This window comes from Pseudomonas edaphica, assembly GCF_965277385.1.
GTDB lineage: Bacteria > Pseudomonadota > Gammaproteobacteria > Pseudomonadales > Pseudomonadaceae > Aquipseudomonas > Aquipseudomonas edaphica.
On record NZ_OZ255725.1, the window covers coordinates 612857 to 629635 of the forward strand.

At 61.1% G+C, this 16779-nt stretch carries 15 protein-coding genes; 6 read left to right on the forward strand and 9 right to left on the reverse strand.

Translation table 11 applies throughout. The features are described from left to right. Positions 1 to 254: 254 nt before the first annotated feature. The 5 genes from ACQY47_RS02460 to ACQY47_RS02480 all read left to right on the forward strand — a co-directional run bounded on the left by ACQY47_RS02460 (position 255) and on the right by ACQY47_RS02480 (position 7540). A complete protein-coding gene (locus ACQY47_RS02460) occupies positions 255 to 1646 on the forward strand; it encodes a GntP family permease (RefSeq protein ID WP_099489563.1) in 1392 nt (463 codons plus the stop codon). Positions 1647 to 1653: 7 nt separating this feature from the next. Continuing rightward, positions 1654 to 2427, forward strand: a complete 774-nt coding sequence (hbdH, locus tag ACQY47_RS02465; RefSeq protein WP_017134628.1) for a 3-hydroxybutyrate dehydrogenase — start codon at positions 1654 to 1656, stop codon at positions 2425 to 2427. Between the two features lie 160 nt (positions 2428 to 2587). Then, complete coding sequence (locus ACQY47_RS02470) at positions 2588 to 4546, forward strand: acetoacetate--CoA ligase (protein ID WP_428555287.1); 1959 nt, start codon at positions 2588 to 2590, stop codon at positions 4544 to 4546. Positions 4547 to 4683: 137 nt separating this feature from the next. Further along, a complete protein-coding gene (locus ACQY47_RS02475) occupies positions 4684 to 7221 on the forward strand; it encodes a PAS domain-containing protein (RefSeq protein WP_428555290.1) in 2538 nt (845 codons plus the stop codon). A gap of 43 nt (positions 7222 to 7264) precedes the next feature. Further along, positions 7265 to 7540 (forward strand): peptidylprolyl isomerase, encoded by a 276-nt coding sequence (locus tag ACQY47_RS02480; RefSeq protein WP_010564624.1) that lies wholly within the window; start codon positions 7265 to 7267, stop codon positions 7538 to 7540. A gap of 120 nt (positions 7541 to 7660) precedes the next feature. On the opposite strand, the gene ACQY47_RS02485 is transcribed toward ACQY47_RS02480, so the two are convergent. From ACQY47_RS02485 to ACQY47_RS02520, 8 genes are all read right to left on the reverse strand, one after another. Continuing rightward, entirely contained in the window at positions 7661 to 8566 is a 906-nt protein-coding gene (locus ACQY47_RS02485; RefSeq protein WP_428555294.1) for a sugar kinase, read from the reverse strand. A gap of 118 nt (positions 8567 to 8684) precedes the next feature. After that, complete coding sequence (locus ACQY47_RS02490; RefSeq protein WP_428555297.1) at positions 8685 to 9893, reverse strand: amino acid deaminase; 1209 nt, start codon at positions 9891 to 9893, stop codon at positions 8685 to 8687. A gap of 9 nt (positions 9894 to 9902) precedes the next feature. After that, positions 9903 to 10667, reverse strand: coding sequence for an IclR family transcriptional regulator (locus tag ACQY47_RS02495; protein WP_017135913.1), 765 nt, complete (start codon positions 10665 to 10667; stop codon positions 9903 to 9905). Between the two features lie 166 nt (positions 10668 to 10833). Next, the gene (locus tag ACQY47_RS02500) at positions 10834 to 11223 is read right to left on the reverse strand and encodes a RidA family protein (RefSeq protein ID WP_010210958.1); all 390 of its coding nucleotides are present in this window, start codon (positions 11221 to 11223) and stop codon (positions 10834 to 10836) included. A 15-nt stretch (positions 11224 to 11238) separates the two neighbouring features. After that, positions 11239 to 12021, reverse strand: coding sequence for an amino acid ABC transporter ATP-binding protein (locus ACQY47_RS02505; protein WP_017135914.1), 783 nt, complete (start codon positions 12019 to 12021; stop codon positions 11239 to 11241). Beyond that, positions 12018 to 12680: an amino acid ABC transporter permease gene (locus ACQY47_RS02510; RefSeq protein ID WP_428555302.1), complete on the reverse strand. Its 663-nt coding sequence runs from the start codon at positions 12678 to 12680 to the stop codon at positions 12018 to 12020. Before ACQY47_RS02510 ends, ACQY47_RS02505 begins: the two co-directional genes overlap by 4 nt. Before the next feature lie 11 nt (positions 12681 to 12691). After that, positions 12692 to 13354, reverse strand: coding sequence for an amino acid ABC transporter permease (locus tag ACQY47_RS02515; protein WP_017135916.1), 663 nt, complete (start codon positions 13352 to 13354; stop codon positions 12692 to 12694). A 52-nt stretch (positions 13355 to 13406) separates the two neighbouring features. Then, positions 13407 to 14255, reverse strand: a complete 849-nt coding sequence (locus ACQY47_RS02520) for a transporter substrate-binding domain-containing protein (protein ID WP_428555307.1) — start codon at positions 14253 to 14255, stop codon at positions 13407 to 13409. Between the two features lie 376 nt (positions 14256 to 14631). On the opposite strand from ACQY47_RS02520, the gene ACQY47_RS02525 reads away from it, so the two are divergent. Then, positions 14632 to 14979 carry a thioredoxin family protein gene (locus ACQY47_RS02525; RefSeq protein ID WP_017135918.1) on the forward strand — a complete coding sequence of 116 codons (348 nt, stop codon included), beginning with the start codon at positions 14632 to 14634 and terminating at the stop codon, positions 14977 to 14979. Here the strand turns inward: ACQY47_RS02525 and ACQY47_RS02530 are convergent. Continuing rightward, the gene (locus ACQY47_RS02530; RefSeq protein WP_428555311.1) at positions 14927 to 16504 is read right to left on the reverse strand and encodes a TerC family protein; all 1578 of its coding nucleotides are present in this window, start codon (positions 16502 to 16504) and stop codon (positions 14927 to 14929) included. The two genes, ACQY47_RS02525 and ACQY47_RS02530, sit on opposite strands and share 53 nt — an antisense overlap. Positions 16505 to 16779: the final 275 nt, after the last annotated feature.

Sequence of the window (16779 nt, forward strand, 5' to 3'; positions counted from 1 at the left end):
GTGGGAGCTGGCTTGCCTGCGATAGCGGCCCATCAGTCAATATCTATTGAGCTGAACCACCGCTATCGCAGGCAAGCTAGCTCCCACTTTTGATCCTTGTAAGTCTCAAAAAAGAGACAATCTCAAGAATTGCACCCGCACAAAATAATAATATCTATATATTTCAAAAACTTAGTCAATTGGCACACATCTCGCTATAGCCCCTCTCCAACGCACTACCCCACAAAAATAACAATTCGATCTGGAGACACACCATGAGTGTGATCATTGCCCTGGCAGCCCTCGCGCTGCTGATGCTGGCCGCCTACCGTGGCTACAGCGTTATCCTGTTTGCCCCCATCGCCGCCCTCGGCGCCGTGCTGCTCACCGACCCCTCCGCCGTCGCCCCCGCGTTTACCGGGGTGTTCATGGAGAAAATGGTCGGCTTCATCAAACTGTATTTCCCGGTGTTCCTGCTCGGCGCGGTGTTCGGCAAGCTGATTGAGCTGTCGGGCTTTTCGCGCTCGATTGTGGCCGCCGCCATCCGCTTGCTTGGCACGCGCCAGGCGATGCTGGTGATTGTGCTGGTCTGCGCCCTGCTCACCTACGGCGGCGTGTCGCTGTTTGTGGTGGTGTTTGCGGTGTACCCGTTTGCGGCGGAGATGTTCCGCCAAAGCAACATTCCCAAGCGCCTGATCCCGGCGACCATCGCCCTCGGTGCGTTTTCGTTCACCATGGACGCCCTGCCCGGCACGCCGCAGATCCAGAACATCATCCCCAGCACCTTCTTCAACACCACCGCCTGGGCGGCGCCCTGGCTGGGTTTGATCGGCACGGTCTTCGTGTTCTGCACCGGCATGCTCTACCTGGCGCGCCAGCGCAACAAGGCGCAACGCGCCGGTGAAGGTTATGGCACCGAGCTGCGCAACGAGCCGGAAACCGCCGACAACCTGGCGCTGCCCAACCCGTGGGTCGCGCTGTCGCCGCTGATTCTGGTGGGCGTGATGAACCTGCTGTTCACCCACTGGATCCCGCAGTGGTACGGCAAGACCCACAGCCTCAGCCTGCCGGGCATGAGCGCGCCGGTGACCACCGACATCGCCAAGCTCACGGCGATTTGGGCAGTGCAGGCGGCGTTGCTGGTGGGCATCGTCATGGTGCTGGTGTTCGGCTGGTCGGCGATCAAAAGCAAGCTCGCCGAAGGCAGTAAAAGCGCGGTCAGCGGCGCGCTGCTGGCGGCCATGAACACCGCCTCGGAATACGGCTTTGGCGCGGTGATCGCCTCGCTGCCGGGCTTTCTGGTGCTGGCGGACTGGCTCAAGGGCATCCCCAACCCGTTGGTCAACGAAGCGATTACCGTGACCCTGCTGGCCGGTATCACCGGCTCTGCCTCCGGCGGCATGAGCATCGCCCTGGCGGCCATGTCCGAGAGCTTTATTTCGGCGGCCCATGCGGCCAATATCCCCCTTGAAGTGCTGCACCGGGTTGCGGCCATGGCCAGTGGCGGCATGGACACCCTGCCCCACAACGGCGCGGTGATCACGCTGCTGGCGGTCACCGGGCTGACCCACCGCGAAGCCTACAAGGACATTTTCGGCATCACGATCATCAAGACCCTCGCGGTGTTCGTGGTGATCGGTACTTTCTACGCCACCGGCATTGTGTGAGGTTTTCATGACGACTTTGAATGGCAAGACCGCCCTGGTTACCGGCTCCACCAGCGGCATCGGCTTGGGCATCGCGCTGAGCCTGGCCAAGGCCGGGGCCAACCTGATCCTCAACGGCTTCGGCGACGCCAGCGCGGCGGTCGCCCAAGTGCAGGCGTTCGGCGGCAAGGTCGGGCATCACCCGGCGGACGTCAGCGACCCGGCGCAAATTGCCGACATGTTTGCCTACGCCGAGCGCGAGTTCGGCGGCGTCGACATTCTGGTCAACAACGCCGGTATTCAGCACGTGGCGGCCGTGGAAGACTTCCCGGTGGAGCGCTGGGATTCGATCATCGCCATTAACCTGTCGTCGGTGTTCCACAGCACGCGTTTGAGTTTGCCGGGCATGAAGGCCAAGGGCTGGGGGCGCATCGTCAATATCGCCTCGGTGCATGGTTTGGTCGGTTCGGTGGGCAAGGCGGCCTATGTGGCGGCCAAACACGGCGTCATCGGATTGACCAAGGTGGTGGGCCTGGAGACCGCCACCGGTAACGTCACCTGCAATGCCATCTGCCCAGGCTGGGTGTTGACCCCGCTGGTGCAGAAGCAGATTGATGATCGCGCGGCCAAGGGCGTTGATCCGCAGCAGGCGCAGCATGATTTGCTGGCCGAGAAACAGCCGTCGCTGGAGTTTGTGACGCCGCCACAGCTGGGTGAGTTGGTGTTGTTCCTGTGCAGTGAAGCTGGCGCCCAAGTGCGCGGCGCCGCGTGGAATATCGATGGCGGCTGGCTGGCCCAGTAAATCAGGCACTGAAGAGCACATGTGGGAGCTGGCTTGCCTGCGATAGCGGTGGGTCAGTAACCAATGAGCTAACTGACCCACCGCTATCGCAGGCAAGCCAGCTCCCACAGTTTCGACCTGTGTTGGCTGGAGGTTTTGTACAAAAACAAGAGACTTCCCCATGTCCGAGATCCTCTGGCAACCCTCCCCCGAACGCATCGCCAACACGCGAATGGACCAGTTCCGGCGCTTCATCAACCAACACTACGGCGTGCAGCTGCGCGACTACCCAGCCCTGCACCAGTGGAGCATCGACCAGCGCCCAGCCTTCTGGCAGGCGATCGTGTCCTTTTTCGACGTGCACTTTCGCAACCCGCCCAGCACCACACTGATCGAAGGCGCGGCAATGCCCAGCGCCGAGTGGTTCCCCGGCGCGACCCTGAACTTTGCCGAACACCTGCTGCGCCGTCGGGATGCTCACCCGGCGGTGGTGGCGGTCAGCGAAGAGGGCCAGCGCGAACAGCTGACCTATGCCGAACTGGCCGAGCATGTCGCAGGCTTGCAGCGCAGCTTGCGGGCGGCCGGTGTAACCCAGGGCGACCGCGTGGCTGCGTGCATGCCCAACACCTGGCAAACCCTGGTCGGCATGCTTGCCACCACCAGCCTGGGCGCGATCTGGTCGTGCTCCTCGCCGGACTTCGGCACCCAAGGCGTGATCGACCGTTTCGGCCAGATAGAACCCAAAGTGTTGATCACCTGCGCGGGCTACCGCTACGCCGGCAAAAACATCGACCAAAGCACCAAACTCAATGAAATCCTCGAACGCCTGCCGTCCCTGGAACAGTTGATCATCGTGCCGTATGCCCGGCCCCAGGCGCGCGTCGAGGACTACCGCACCCACGCCAGGGTCGCACTGTGGAACGACTTCTACCAACCCGGCGGCGAGCCTGAATTTGTCCCGGTGCCGTTCGATCATCCGCTGTATATCCTGTACTCCAGCGGCACCACGGGCGTACCCAAGTGCATCATCCACGGCACCGGCGGCGTGCTGCTCACCCATCTAAAGGAACACGGCCTGCACGCCGACCTGTCGCGCGAAGACTGCCTGTTCTACTACACCACCTGCGGCTGGATGATGTGGAACTGGCTGGTGTCGGTGCTGGCCCTGGGTGCCACGGCGGTGTTGTATGACGGCTCGCCGTTTCACCCCGGCCCCGAGCGGCTGATCGACCTGATCGACGCGGAAAAAATCAGCGTGTTCGGCACCAGCCCCAAGTTTCTCGCCACCCTGGAAAAGGCCGGCCTGCAACCGCGCCTGAGCCACGATTTGGGCAGCCTCAAAGGCCTGATTTCAACCGGATCGCCGCTGTCGCCGCAGAGTTACGACTATGTGTACCGCGAGATAAAGGCCGAGTTGTGCCTGTCGTCAATGTCGGGCGGCACCGATATCGTCTCCTGCTTTGTGATCGGCAACCCGGTGCTGCCGGTACGGCGCGGCGAAATGCAGTGCAAGAGCCTGGCCATGGCCATCGAAGTGTGGGACGACCAGGGCCGGCCGCTGGTCGGGGAAAAAGGCGAGCTGGTGTGTACCCGGCACTTTCCGGCCATGCCGATTGGCCTGTGGAATGACCCCGACCAGAAAAAACTGCGGGCTTCGTATTTCAGCCAGTTCCCCGGCGTATGGGCCCAGGGCGACTACGCCGAGCAGCGCGCCAATGGCAGCCTGCTGATTCATGGGCGCTCCGACGCGGTGCTCAACCCCGGCGGTGTGCGCATCGGCACCGCAGAAATTTATCGCCAGGTGGAAAAAGTCCCGCAGGTCCTGGAAAGCCTGGCCATCGGCCAACGCTGGCAGGACGATGTGCGGGTGGTGTTGTTTGTGCGGCTCAACGAAGGCATCACGCTGGATGACGCGCTGGAGCAGCAGATTCGTCAGGTGATCCGCGCCAACACCACGCCGCGCCATGTCCCGGCGAAGATCCTCGCCGTCAGCGACATACCGCGCACCATCAGTGGCAAGATCGTCGAGCTGGCGGTGCGCAATGTGGTGCATGGCGAGCCGGTCAAAAACACCGATGCCCTGGCAAACCCGCAGGCGCTGGAACAGTTTCGCAACCGCCCTGAGCTGGCGGACGGATGAAAGGTTTCAGCTCTGACGCACTGATTTGAAGACAACCCCTCAATGCATGCTATTTTTCGAGGGGTAGTCAGCCGTTCCCGTCTCGCGGGATAATCGGCTGTTGTCGTATTTCAAAGTGTCAGGTGCAGGGCTTTTTCATGAATGGAACATCCACCGGTAGCGAAGCCGCCGCATTGATTGCGCGGCTGAACTGGGCGCAAAGCCCGCTCGGTGAGGCCGATGACTGGCCGCAAAGCCTGCGCACAGCCGTCGATATCGTCGTCCATTCACCGATGCCGATGCTGCTGTTGTGGGGCAGCCAGCTCACCCAGCTCTATAACGACAGCTTCGCCGTGCTCGCGGGCAACAAGCATCCCGAGGCGCTGGGCCGACCGGCCCATGACACCTGGCCGGAGCTTGAGAGTTTTACTGCGCCGATCTACGACGCGGTGCTCGGCGGCCAGGTGCGCACCTTCAGCGAACAGCGCTTTGTGCTGCAACGCAATAACCGCGACACCGAAATCTGGCTCGACCTCACCTACAGCCCGGTGCGCGACGAAGGCGGCAGCGTGGCCGGGATTCTGGTCACCGCCATCGAGACCAATGAGCGGCGCAGCAAAACCCTCGAACTGCAACAGCGCTCCGAAGACAGCCTCAAGGCCCAGCACAACAGCGAACAACGTCTGCAACTGGCACTGGCGGCAACCGATGCGGTGGGCACCTGGGACTGGGATATCGGCGAAGACCGCTTTATCGCCGACGCCCACTTTGCCCACTTGCACGGTGTCGACCCGCAAGACGCCGGCCTGCTCCCCATCAGCGACTACCTGCACGGCGTTCACCCCGAAGACCGCGGCATGGTCGCGCGCAGCATCAAGCATTGCATCACCTTCGGCACCGAATACGCCGAGGAATACCGCCTGCTGCAGGCCGATGGCCAGGTGCGCTGGGTGTTTGCCCGCGGCCGCTGCTACAAGGACCACCAAGGCCGCCCGGCGCGTTTCCTGGGGGCCGCGCTGGACCTGACCGAGCGCAAGCAGACCGAACAGGCGCTGCGTCAAAGCCAGACCGAGCTGCAACTGATCATCAACGCCATGCCGGTGCTGATCGGTTATGTCGACCACGAGCAGCGCTTTCGCCTCAACAATAGCGCCTACCTCGATTGGTACGGTATGACGCCCCAGGAGCTGTACGGCAAAAGCATCCGCGAAGTACTCGGCGACGAGGTGTATGCCGGGCGCGCGGACAAGATCGACGCCGCGCTGCGCGGCAAGGCCTGCAGCTTCATGACCATCACCCCGCACCGCGACGGCCGGCCGCGCCATGCGCTGATGAAGTACTTGCCGCGCTTCAGCAATGACGGCTCGGTGAATGGTTTCTACATTTTTGTGATCGATGAGACCGAACGCAAACTCACCGAAGAAGCCCTGCGCCACCTCAACGAAAACCTTGAAGAACGCGTGGCCCAGCGCACCCAGGCATTGGCCGAGGCCAACCAGCGCCTGCAAAACGAGATGTTCGAGCGTGAGCGCGCCGAAGACGCACTGCGCCATGCACAAAAAATGGAAGCGGTCGGCCAGCTCACCGGCGGTATCGCCCATGACTTCAACAATATGCTCACCGGCATTATCGGCAGCCTGGACTTGATGCAGCGCTATATCGCCGCCGGGCGCAGCGACGAAATCGGCCGTTTTACCGATGCGGCCGTGTCGTCCGCCCATCGCGCGGCCGCCCTCACCCACCGGCTGCTGGCCTTCTCCCGCAGGCAGTCGCTGGACCGCCGGCCACTGGACCCGAACGAACTGGTGGCGTCCCTGGAGGACTTGTTCCGCCGAACCAAAGGCGCGCATATCACGCTCAAGGTGCAATTGGGCAAAGATATCTGGCCGGTCAACACCGATGCCAGCCAGCTGGAAAACGCCTTGCTCAACCTGGTGATCAATGCTCGCGACGCGATGCCCGACGGCGGCGAATTGCGCATCGAAACTGCCAACAGTTACCTGGACGGCACCGACATCACCACGCTGGAGCCGGTCAAGGCCGGCGACTACGTGATGCTCGGCGTCTGCGACAACGGCACCGGCATGGCGCCGAAGATTCTCGCCAAGGCCTTCGACCCGTTCTTCACCACCAAGCCCATCGGCCAGGGCACCGGCCTGGGGTTGTCGATGATCTACGGCTTTGCCCAGCAATCCGGCGGCCATGTGACCATCCAAAGCGAACCCGGCCAGGGCACCTGCGTGCGCCTGTACCTGCCGCGGTTGCACGGCACCGCGCTGGAAAGCAACCTGCCGCCGCATTTGGGCGAAACGCCGCTGGCACTCGCCGGTGAAGCGGTGGTGGTGGTCGAGGATGACCCAGCGGTGCGCATGCTGGTGGTCAATGTGCTCGCCGAGCTGGGCTACACCGCTCACCAGGCGGCAGATGCGCGCACCGCGCTGCCGCTGCTGGAATCGGACCTGCGCGTGGACCTGCTGGTCACCGATGTCGGCCTGCCGGGCATGAACGGCAGGCAACTGGCCGAAATCGCCCGTCAGCACCGGCCTGGCCTGCGCGTATTGTTCATGACCGGTTACGCTGAACAAGCCGCCGAGCGCCAGGGCTTCCTGGAGGACGGCATGGACATGGTGGCCAAGCCGTTTTCCATTGATCTGCTGGCGACTAAAATCCGCAGCATGATCAACGTCGACGAATGAGTTCAGGCATAATCGCGCGCCGTCGCACACCTGGTAGAACCTTATGAAAGCCCAAGCCCGTCATATTCTGGTGAAAACCAGCGAAGAAGCCGAACAGCTCAAGCAGCGCATTGCCAAGGGCGAAGCGTTTGATGTGCTGGCCAAAAAGTACTCCACTTGCCCCTCCGGCAAGCGCGGCGGTGATTTGGGTGAAGTGCGGCCTGGGCAGATGGTGGGGGTTATTGATGCGGTGATCTTCAAGAAGCCGGTGAAAGTGGTGCACGGGCCGATCAAGAGCAAGTTTGGTTACCACCTGGTGCAGGTGTTTTACCGCGACTGAGGGGTTGGCTCAGGACCGCTATCGCAGGCAAGCCAGCTCCCACACTTGAGCGCATTTCAACTGGAAAAATGCAGTCAAATGTGGGAGCTGGCTTGCCTGCGAACCGCCGCAGGCGGCCATTCACCGCGCAATCAAAGCCCCGGGCACCTGAATCACCCTACTCGCCAACCGATGCCCGGCCAACGCCGCCTGTTCAGGCGAGCCGCCCTTGAGCCGACTGGCCAAATACGCCGCACTGAACGAGTCCCCCGCCGCCGTCGTATCCACCACCTTCTCGACCTTCAGCGCCGGCACCGCAAAGCGCTCGCCATTACAACGGATCAAGCACGCATCCGCGCCACGCTTGAGCACCACTTCTGCAATCGCCGGGTACGCCGCGAACACCTGCTCGCTGTTGGCATAACCAAACAACGCGCGCTCGTCATCCTCGGTCAGCAGGGCGATATCCACCTCGGCCAACACCTGGTGATACCCCGCGCGCGCCGCGTCGACACTCGCCCACAGGCGCGGGCGATAGTTGTTGTCAAACACCACCTTGCCACCGCGCCGGCGCGTTTCGATCAGGGTTTGCAGCAAGCGCTCACGCCCGACTTCGCCCAATACCGCCAGGGTGATGCCACTGAAATACACCACGTCGTAGTCCGGCAACGCCGCCAGGATCGGCTCCGCCGCAGGCGTGGTGAAGCAGTCACGCACGGCGGCTTCGTTGCGCCAGTAGAGGAATTTGCGTTCACCGTTGGCGTCGGTCTGGATGCAGTACAACCCCGGTAGACGCCCGGGCAGGCGCTGGACCATGCCCAGCCCGAGGCCTTCGGCGGTCCATTGCTGGCACATGGCATCGCTGAAACTGTCATCGCCCAGGGCGGTCACGTAGTCGACCGTGCCGACGGTGCCCAACTCGCGGCGCAGGTACACCGCCGCGTTCAAGGTGTCGCCGCCGAAGCTCTGTTGCAGGCTGCCATCGGCGCGGTGTTGCAGTTCGATCATGCATTCGCCGATCAGGGCGATGCGGGGAGTTGTGTTCATGCCTGGGGACTCTTGGTGTGTGGGAGGGCCTCATCGCAGGCAAGCCAGCTCCCACAGCTGGAATGCATTTCAACTTCAAAGGTGGGAGCTGGCTTGCCTGCGATAGCCACGACGCGATCTAGAAGCAGGTATGCAAGGATTCAATGACCTGCAACTGCTCATCCACCAGGCACCCCACCTGCCACTTGTCAAAGGTCAGGCACGGGTGCGAAGTACCAAAGGAGATGATGTCGCCGATACGCAACTCAACCCCCGGCGCCACGCTCATGAACGCATGCTGGTCCATCACCGCCGTGACTTTGCACGCGGTTACATCATCGCCTTCAGCCGGCACAATCCCGGCCTTGTAGCGCTTGAGCGGCACCGGCAAACCGGCGTCGTAGGCCACGTCACGCTTGCCCAGGGCAACCACCGCAAAGCCAGGCTCGGGCATCGATTGCACGTGGGCCCAGACTTCCAGGGCCGGGCGCAGGCCTTCGTTGAGGTCGCTGCGACGATCAAGCACGCAGCACTGCGCCTCTTTGTAGATGCCATGGTCGTGGGCCACATAGCTGCCGGGGCGCAACACGCTGAGGAAGCGCCCGGCGGCGTTTTGCGCTTCGAACGACTCGGCGATCAGGTCGTACCAGGCCGACCCCGAGGCGGTGATGATCGGCTTGGGCAAGTCGAACGAGCCATTGTTTTGCAGGTCCACGGCCAGGCGCACCAGGCTGGCGGCGAAGTCACGGATGCCGCTGACGGCGTGTTCGCCGTGGATCACACCTTCGTAGCCTTCAATACCCGTCAGGGCCAGGGCCGGTTGGGCCTTGATTGCCTTGGCCAGCTCGCGCACTTCCTGCTCGCTGCGGCACCCGCAACGGCCACCGACCACACCGTATTCGATCATCACGTTCAGGCGCAGGCCACGGGCGGCGAAGAACAGCCCCAGGTCAGCGACGTTGTCCGGATGATCGACCATGCAGTGAAAGTCAAAATCCGGGTCCGCCAGCAGGTCGGCGATCAGCGCCATGTTCGGCGCGCCCACCAGTTGGTTGGCCATCAACACGCGGCGCACGCCACCGGCATAAGCGGCGCGGGTCTGCACGGCGTTGGCCAGGGTGATGCCCCAGGCGCCCGCCTCGATCTGACGCTGGAACAGCGCCGGCATCATGCTGGTTTTGCCATGGGGTGCCAGTTGCGCACCGCTGTTGCTGACAAATGCCTGCATCCAGCGGATGTTGTGTTCCAGGGCGTCACGGTGCAGCACCAGGGCCGGCAGGCTGACGTCACGGACCAGATGGGCGCCAATGGCAGCGGCGCCTTTTTCAACGGCATTGAGGGCAGACATGAAGTACTCCTATTCGTTGATACGCCGGGCCAGGTTATTGGCGCTGTCGATCAACACCCGGCGATAGTCGTTGTAGTTTTTGGTCGCATCGGCGCGCGGTGCAACGATGCACAAGGTCGCGATGCTGATGCCCTGCGCGTCCCGCACCGGGGCGGCAAAGCAATGGGTGAAGGTGTCGGCCACGCTGTCGAAGGAGAAAAACCCATCGAGGGTGGCTTGACGGATTTGCGCCAGGAAGGTTTCCAGCGGCAGGCGCTGGCCGTCCGGCAGGATGAAGTCGTCGTAGTCGATCAGGTCGATGATCTGCTGGTCGCTCAAGTGCCCCAGCAACAAGCGCCCGGAAGCGGTCCAGGGGATTGGCGCGTTTTCGCCGATGTCCGAGGAGATACGAAAATGCCGCTCGCCTTCGCGCATCAGCGCCACCGTGTATTTGCGCCCGTTAAGCAGGCACATCTGCGCGGTTTCATGGGTCTGGCTGACGATCTCCTGCAAGGCGTGGTCGGCCTCGCGGGTCAGGTCGAAATGGCGCAGGTGCGCCTGGCCGAGAAAGTACAGCTGGCGGCCGAGGTAGACGTGACCGTCCTTGCCCACCGTTTCCAGAATGCGCCGCTCCAGCAACGACGCGACCAGTTCATAGACGGTGGATTTGGGGCTGCCGATGCCGCTGGCAATATCATTCGGGCGCAGGGGCTGGCCGATCTCCTTGAGAAAATCGAGGATATCGAATGCACGGTCCAGTCCTTTGGCGCGGCGTTTGATGGTGTCTTCGGTCATGGCAGTCGTCGATCCGGTCATAGTGGTAATGCTGCACAGTGATACCCTGTGGGAGCTGGCTTGCCCGCGATGGCGGTGGTTCAGTTACCCAGGGCTGCCTGACACGCCGTCATCGCAGGCAAGCCAGCTCCCACATTGGATTTCAGTGATCTCAAGAGAGGGGCATTTAGCCTTTTTTCTTGTAGGCCACGCAATCGATCTCGACCTTGCAGTCCACCATCATGTTGGCCTGCACACAGGCGCGTGCCGGGGCGTGTTCCGGGGTGAAGTATTCGCCGAACACTTTGTTGAAGCTCCAGAAGTCCCGTGGGTCTTCCAGCCATACGCCGACGCGCACCACGTCTTTGAGTTCGTAACCGGCCTCTTCCAGAATCGCCACCACGTTGCGCATGGTCTGGCGGGTTTGCTCGATGATGCCGCCGGTGATGATTTCACCGTCTACCGCCGGCACCTGGCCCGACACGTAGAGCCAGCCGTCAGCTTCCACGGCGCGGGCGAAAGGTCGCGGCTGGCCACCACCGGCGGTGCTGCCGGCGCCGTAACGAGTAATGCTCATAAAAATTGCTCCTGATTAAAAACGAATGTTCTTCAAAAATTCCGCCAGGCGCGGCGATTGCGGGCGTTCGAAGATGTCCTTCGGCGCGCCCTGCTCTTCTATGCGGCCCTGGTTCATGAAGACGATCTTGTCCGACACTTCATAGGCAAAGCGCATTTCGTGGGTGACCAGCAACATGGTCATGCCCTCTTCCGCCAACCCCTTGATCACACTGAGCACTTCGCCCACCAGTTCCGGGTCGAGGGCCGAGGTGACTTCATCAAACAGCATCAGGCTGGGGTTCATGGCAATGGCGCGGGCAATCGCCACGCGCTGTTGCTGACCGCCGGAAAGTTGACCGGGGAAGTGGTTGCGGCGTTCCAGCAGACCTACGCGGTCCAGCCATTTTTCGGCCAGGGCCACAGCCTCATCCTTGCCCATCTTCTTGACCTTGAGCAGGCCAAGGGTGACGTTTTGCAACGCGGTCAGATGCGGGAACAGGTTGAATTGCTGGAAGGCCATGCCGGTCATCGCACGGTGCTGGGCAATCACCCGCTCGGGGTGACGCACACGTTTACCGGCGATTTCGCTGTAGCCGATGGACTCGCCGTCCAGGCTGATCTGCCCGCCCTGGAACTCTTCGAGCAGGTTGACGCAACGCAGCAAGGTGGTCTTGCCCGAGCCGCTGGAGCCGATCAACGTCACCACGTTACCGCGCTGCATGGACAGGTCGACGCCCTTGAGCACTTCGACCTGGCCATATTGTTTGCGCAGGCCACGAATGTTCAGCAGCGGTTGGTTGGTTTGAGGTTGGTTCATGGCAAGGCCACCCGCTTTTCAATGTAGCGCCCGAATAACTCGATGGCGTAGTTGATGACAAAGAACAGAAACCCGGCGAACAGGTAGAACTCCAGGGTCATGAAGGTACGTGCGATGACTTGCTGGGTGCTGAGCAGCAATTCGGCCACGCCGATCACCGAGAGCAAGGTCGAGGCCTTGACGATTTCGGTGGAGGAATTGACCCAGGTCGGCAGGATCTGGCGCAACGCCTGGGGCAACAGCACGTAGGTCAGTGACTGTTTAAACGTCAGCCCAATCGCCCGGCCCGCTTCCAGTTGCCCACGGGGAATGGCTTGCAGCGCGCCGCGCACGATTTCCGCCACGTGAGAGCCGCAGAACAGCGTCAGTCCGACGGCACCGGCCTGGAACGCGCTGATCTGCCAACCCAGCGCCGGCAGCATGTAGAAACACGCCAACACCAGCACAAACACCGGCGTACCCCGCACCAGGTCGACATACAGGCGAAACGGCGCGCGCATCCAGAACTTGCCGTAGGTGAGGATCAACCCGGCAAAAATGCCGATCAGCGTGCCAAAGATAATCGCCAGCACCGAACAATAAATACTGGTTTGAAACCCCGCCCAGAAGGTATCCCGGGCGATCCACAATTCATGCAGCCAGCTTGGGGACTCGTACATGCAAACCCTCCTTAACGACGGATCGCCAGACGCTGTTCCAGGTAACGGAGCAGCATGGCAATGAAGTAACAGGCCGCCACGTAGAGCGCGGTCGTGACCATCCAGGTTTCAATCACCCGGTAGCTTTCGACGTTGATCTTGCGGGCGTAGTAGGTCAGCTCCGGCACCGCAATCGCGGCCGCCAGCGACGTGTCCTTGAACAGTGAAATAAAGTTGTTCGACAGGGCCGGCAACACGTTGCGCAGCATCACCGGCACGGTGATGTAGGCGCGGATTCGCCACTCACCCAAACCGATGGCCAAGCCGGCTTCACGCAAGCCCTTGGGAATATTCAACAGCCCGGCGCGGAACACTTCGGTCAGGTAAGCACCGGCATACAGCGACAGAGTGATGATGAACGAGGGGATCTTGTCGAGCCGGATCCCCAGTGTGGGCAAGGCAAAGTAGATCAACAGGATCAGCACGAGGATCGGCGTATTGCGGATCACCGTCACATACACCGAGGCGAAGATTCGCAACGCCCGGTGCTTGGACAGCATGGCAAACGCCATCATCAGGCCGATCACGCAACCGATGGCGATCGACAGCAAGGCCAGTTCGAGGCCCAGGCCGAGCCCCGCCAGCAAGCTGGGGAAATCACGCCACACGGCGGCAAAGTTCAACTGATAGTTCATGGTCGGCAGTACCTGATCGGGGCGCCGTCAGCGACGCCCCAGGATTTACGATTTACTTGAACTCAACCGGGAAACCGATCGCAGGTTCCGGCAAATCCACACCGAACCATTGTTTGAACGAGGCTTTGTAGGCCGGGAATTCCACGCCGGTCATGGCTTCATGCAGCGAGGTGTTGACGAAGTTCAGCCAGTCCTGATCGCCACGCTTGACCGCGCACGCGTAGGTTTGCGGGCTCCAGGCGTAGGTCGGGCTGCGGTAGCGTCCCGGGTTTTGCACCATCAGGTACTTGACCGAGGACTGGTCGGTGGCAGCGGCATCGGCACGGCCGGAGTTCACCGCCTGGTACATCAGGTCGACGCTGTCGTACTGGTCTACCTTGGCCTTTGGCAACGCCTGGTGCACCAGCTCTTCGGCATACACGTTTTGCAGCACGGCCACGGTCACGCCATCGCCCGCCGCTTGCAGGTCTTCGATTTCCTTGTATTTGCTGTTGTTCGGCAGCAACAGGCCCACACCTTCGCGGTAGTAAGGCAGGGTGAAGGCAACCTGCTGTGCACGGCTGGCGGTGACGGTGATGAACTGGCAACTCATGTCGACCTTGTCGGTCAGCAGGTTGGGAATACGCGCGTCAGAGGACTGCACCACAAACTCGACCTTGCTTGGGTCGTTGAACAAACCTTTAGCCACGATTCGGCCGATGTCGATATCAAAACCCTGCAACTTGCCATCCGCTCCCTGGAAGTGCCACGGCGCATTGGTACTGCCTGTACCCACAATGAGATGCCCACGTTTGAGCACATCATCGAGCTTGCTGTCCGCCGCGTGCACAACGCTTGCGAGGGAAGCCGATGCGGCGAAGAGAAAAACACACGCTTTAAACACGGAAGGTCGGTGATGCATGACAAGCACTCCAGGAGTTGTGTATTCCGCTATACCGGAACTTGGTATGTAACAACGGAATAGACAGCAGAAAGTGTGCCACACGCGCTAACGGAAAAATATGTCAGGGATAAATTCTTTTTAAATCATATGGATAGTTAACTGGCCAGGACGCGGCGTTACGCCACCCTTTCGAATCGGCTTGCTACCCAAGACCCCACACACCGGTGACAACCCTCAATCGAGTGCGCCAGAACAGTGTTACCGCGCACCCTTGCAGTGCGCGCGCCATGGATGCGTGAGCATGTCTACCTGTGAAGGTTGACAGTAGACGGCCCTGCCCGGCAGTTCTAGCGTATGTACCCAACGTCTATGAGCGGGCACGCAAGGAAATCCTATGGGCATTGCAAGCATGACTTACAGCGATCTGGAGGACTACGAGGCGCAACTGAAAAAATATGCGGCGGCCATCGTGTTATTCACTCATCCCGATTGCCCGGGCTGCGTTGGACTCGACGAGAGGTTCGAGACCATCGCCAAACAATACGCTGGCCCTGTAACAGCACTGATCGTGAATACCGACCGAAATCCGAGGGTGCCCAGCGTATCGGGCACCCCGGCGACGCTGGTGTACCAGTTTGGCAAGGTGCAGGAGCAGCTGGTTGGCCGCCCCTTAGACGCTGATGCGTTTTTCAGCGACCTGTTTGAGGATTATTCATCAAGGGAAATAACAGCACCTGTATGACCCGGCGCTCCTCAACCGCCGCGACGGTCAAGCGCCAGCCCTCATGCTCCAGGCTATCACCCACCACGGGCAGGCGGTCGAGCAGGCTCATCACCAACCCGGCGAGGGTTTGATAGTCCTGGGTTGCGGCAGCCTTGAAGCCAGTACGCTGACGCACCAGGTTAAGGTTCAAGGCGCCATTGGCGCGGTAGCCCTCGCCCTCCTCGACAATATCCGGCCCTTCGATTTCGCTGGCGTCCGGCAACTCACCGGCGATGGACTCAAGGATGTCGGTCATGCTCAACACGCCCATGAAGTCGCCGAATTCGTTGATCACGAACGCAATGTGAGTTGACTCCTGGCGCATTTGCTCCAGGGCATTCAGGATCGAAAAGCTCTCCAGCAAATTGACCGCCCGGCGCGCCAGGTGCTCAAGGTTAGGCTCATTACCGGCCAGGTACTCCTTGAGCAGTTCCTTTTTGTGCACAAAACCCAATGGCTCATCCACAGCGCCGTTGCGGATCAACGGCAGGCGCGAATAGGACGAATGCATCAGTTTTTGCCGGATGCTGTCGGCGTCGTCCGCCAGATCGATACAGTCGACCTTGGCCCGCGGCGTCATCAAGGTGCGGATCGGCCGCTCGGCCAATTGCAGCACGCCGCTGATCATCACGCGCTCACGTCGATCAAACAGCGGGCCTTGGCCGGCATCCGGCTCGCCCAGCAGGTCAGCAACGTCGTCATCCACGCCCTCTACCGCCAAACTGCGGCCACCGAGCAAACGCATCACCGCATGGGCGGTACGCTGGCGCACGGGCAAGATGCCCTGCGCCGACTTCTTGCGACGGGCGCGGGCAATCTGGTTGAACAGCTCGATCAGGATCGAGAAACCAATCGCCGCGTACAGGTAGCCTTTGGGAATATGGAAACCCAGGCCTTCGGCGGTCAGGGCGAAACCAATCATCATCAAAAAGCCCAGGCACAACATAATGACTGTCGGGTGCGCGTTGACGAAACGGGTCAGCGGCTTGCTCGCCACGATCATCAGGCCGATGGACACGATCACCGCGATCATCATCACGGCCAGCTCATCCACCATGCCCACGGCGGTAATCACCGCGTCGAGGGAGAACACCGCGTCGAGCACCACGATCTGCGCCACGATCGGCCAGAACATGGCGTAAGCCACATTGCCCGTGCGCTGCGCCACATGGCCTTCAAGGCGTTCGTGCAACTCCATGGTGGCCTTGAACAACAGGAACACACCACCAAACAACATGATCAGGTCACGCCCAGAGAAGCTCTTGTCGAACACCTCGAACAGCGGCTGCGTGAGCGTCACCAACCAGGAAATACTCGCCAGCAGGCCCAAACGCATCAGCAACGCCAGCGACAAACCGATCAACCGCGCACGGTCGCGCTGCTCCGGCGGCAATTTGTCCGCCAGGATCGCGATAAACACCAGGTTGTCGATGCCCAGCACCAGTTCCAGCACAATCAAGGTCAACAGGCCGAGCCAGGCCGTTGGATCCGCTAACCATTCCATTTAATAGAGTCTCTTTAAAGTTTTCAGAACGCCGGACACGGCAAGGCGCGGTCAATGGACCGGGACAAGGTTAGCAGTCGGAATACGGGGTGCTTCAGCGGGAACAGCGACAGTGAGTGCCTTGGGGAAAGACGACTGGGAGGCTCCGAGAGGGTGTTCATGCAAGTCCTGCAGTGAGAAAAGGACTTGAATCGTACAGTCGAAACTCAAATTTCCCACACTGCAAAACTATTACAAAATCTGTAAGCCCAACACATAACCCCTGTGGGAGCTGG

Bases quoted from the DNA above. Each gene is read 5' to 3' on its own strand.
- ACQY47_RS02490 (WP_428555297.1), bottom strand. From the start codon at position 9,893: ATGTCTGCCCTCAATGCCGTTGAAAAAGGCGCCGCTGCCATTGGCGCC.
- hbdH (WP_017134628.1), top strand. From the start codon at position 1,654: ATGACGACTTTGAATGGCAAGACCGCCCTGGTTACCGGCTCCACCAGC.
- ACQY47_RS02515 (WP_017135916.1), bottom strand. From the start codon at position 13,354: ATGAACTATCAGTTGAACTTTGCCGCCGTGTGGCGTGATTTCCCCAGC.
- ACQY47_RS02495 (WP_017135913.1), bottom strand. From the start codon at position 10,667: ATGACCGAAGACACCATCAAACGCCGCGCCAAAGGACTGGACCGTGCA.
- ACQY47_RS02480 (WP_010564624.1), top strand. From the start codon at position 7,265: ATGAAAGCCCAAGCCCGTCATATTCTGGTGAAAACCAGCGAAGAAGCC.
- ACQY47_RS02530 (WP_428555311.1), bottom strand. From the start codon at position 16,504: ATGGAATGGTTAGCGGATCCAACGGCCTGGCTCGGCCTGTTGACCTTG.
- ACQY47_RS02470 (WP_428555287.1), top strand. From the start codon at position 2,588: ATGTCCGAGATCCTCTGGCAACCCTCCCCCGAACGCATCGCCAACACG.
- ACQY47_RS02505 (WP_017135914.1), bottom strand. From the start codon at position 12,021: ATGAACCAACCTCAAACCAACCAACCGCTGCTGAACATTCGTGGCCTG.
- ACQY47_RS02500 (WP_010210958.1), bottom strand. From the start codon at position 11,223: ATGAGCATTACTCGTTACGGCGCCGGCAGCACCGCCGGTGGTGGCCAG.
- ACQY47_RS02525 (WP_017135918.1), top strand. From the start codon at position 14,632: ATGGGCATTGCAAGCATGACTTACAGCGATCTGGAGGACTACGAGGCG.
- ACQY47_RS02510 (WP_428555302.1), bottom strand. From the start codon at position 12,680: ATGTACGAGTCCCCAAGCTGGCTGCATGAATTGTGGATCGCCCGGGAT.
- ACQY47_RS02485 (WP_428555294.1), bottom strand. From the start codon at position 8,566: ATGAACACAACTCCCCGCATCGCCCTGATCGGCGAATGCATGATCGAA.
- ACQY47_RS02460 (WP_099489563.1), top strand. From the start codon at position 255: ATGAGTGTGATCATTGCCCTGGCAGCCCTCGCGCTGCTGATGCTGGCC.
- ACQY47_RS02475 (WP_428555290.1), top strand. From the start codon at position 4,684: ATGAATGGAACATCCACCGGTAGCGAAGCCGCCGCATTGATTGCGCGG.
- ACQY47_RS02520 (WP_428555307.1), bottom strand. From the start codon at position 14,255: ATGCATCACCGACCTTCCGTGTTTAAAGCGTGTGTTTTTCTCTTCGCC.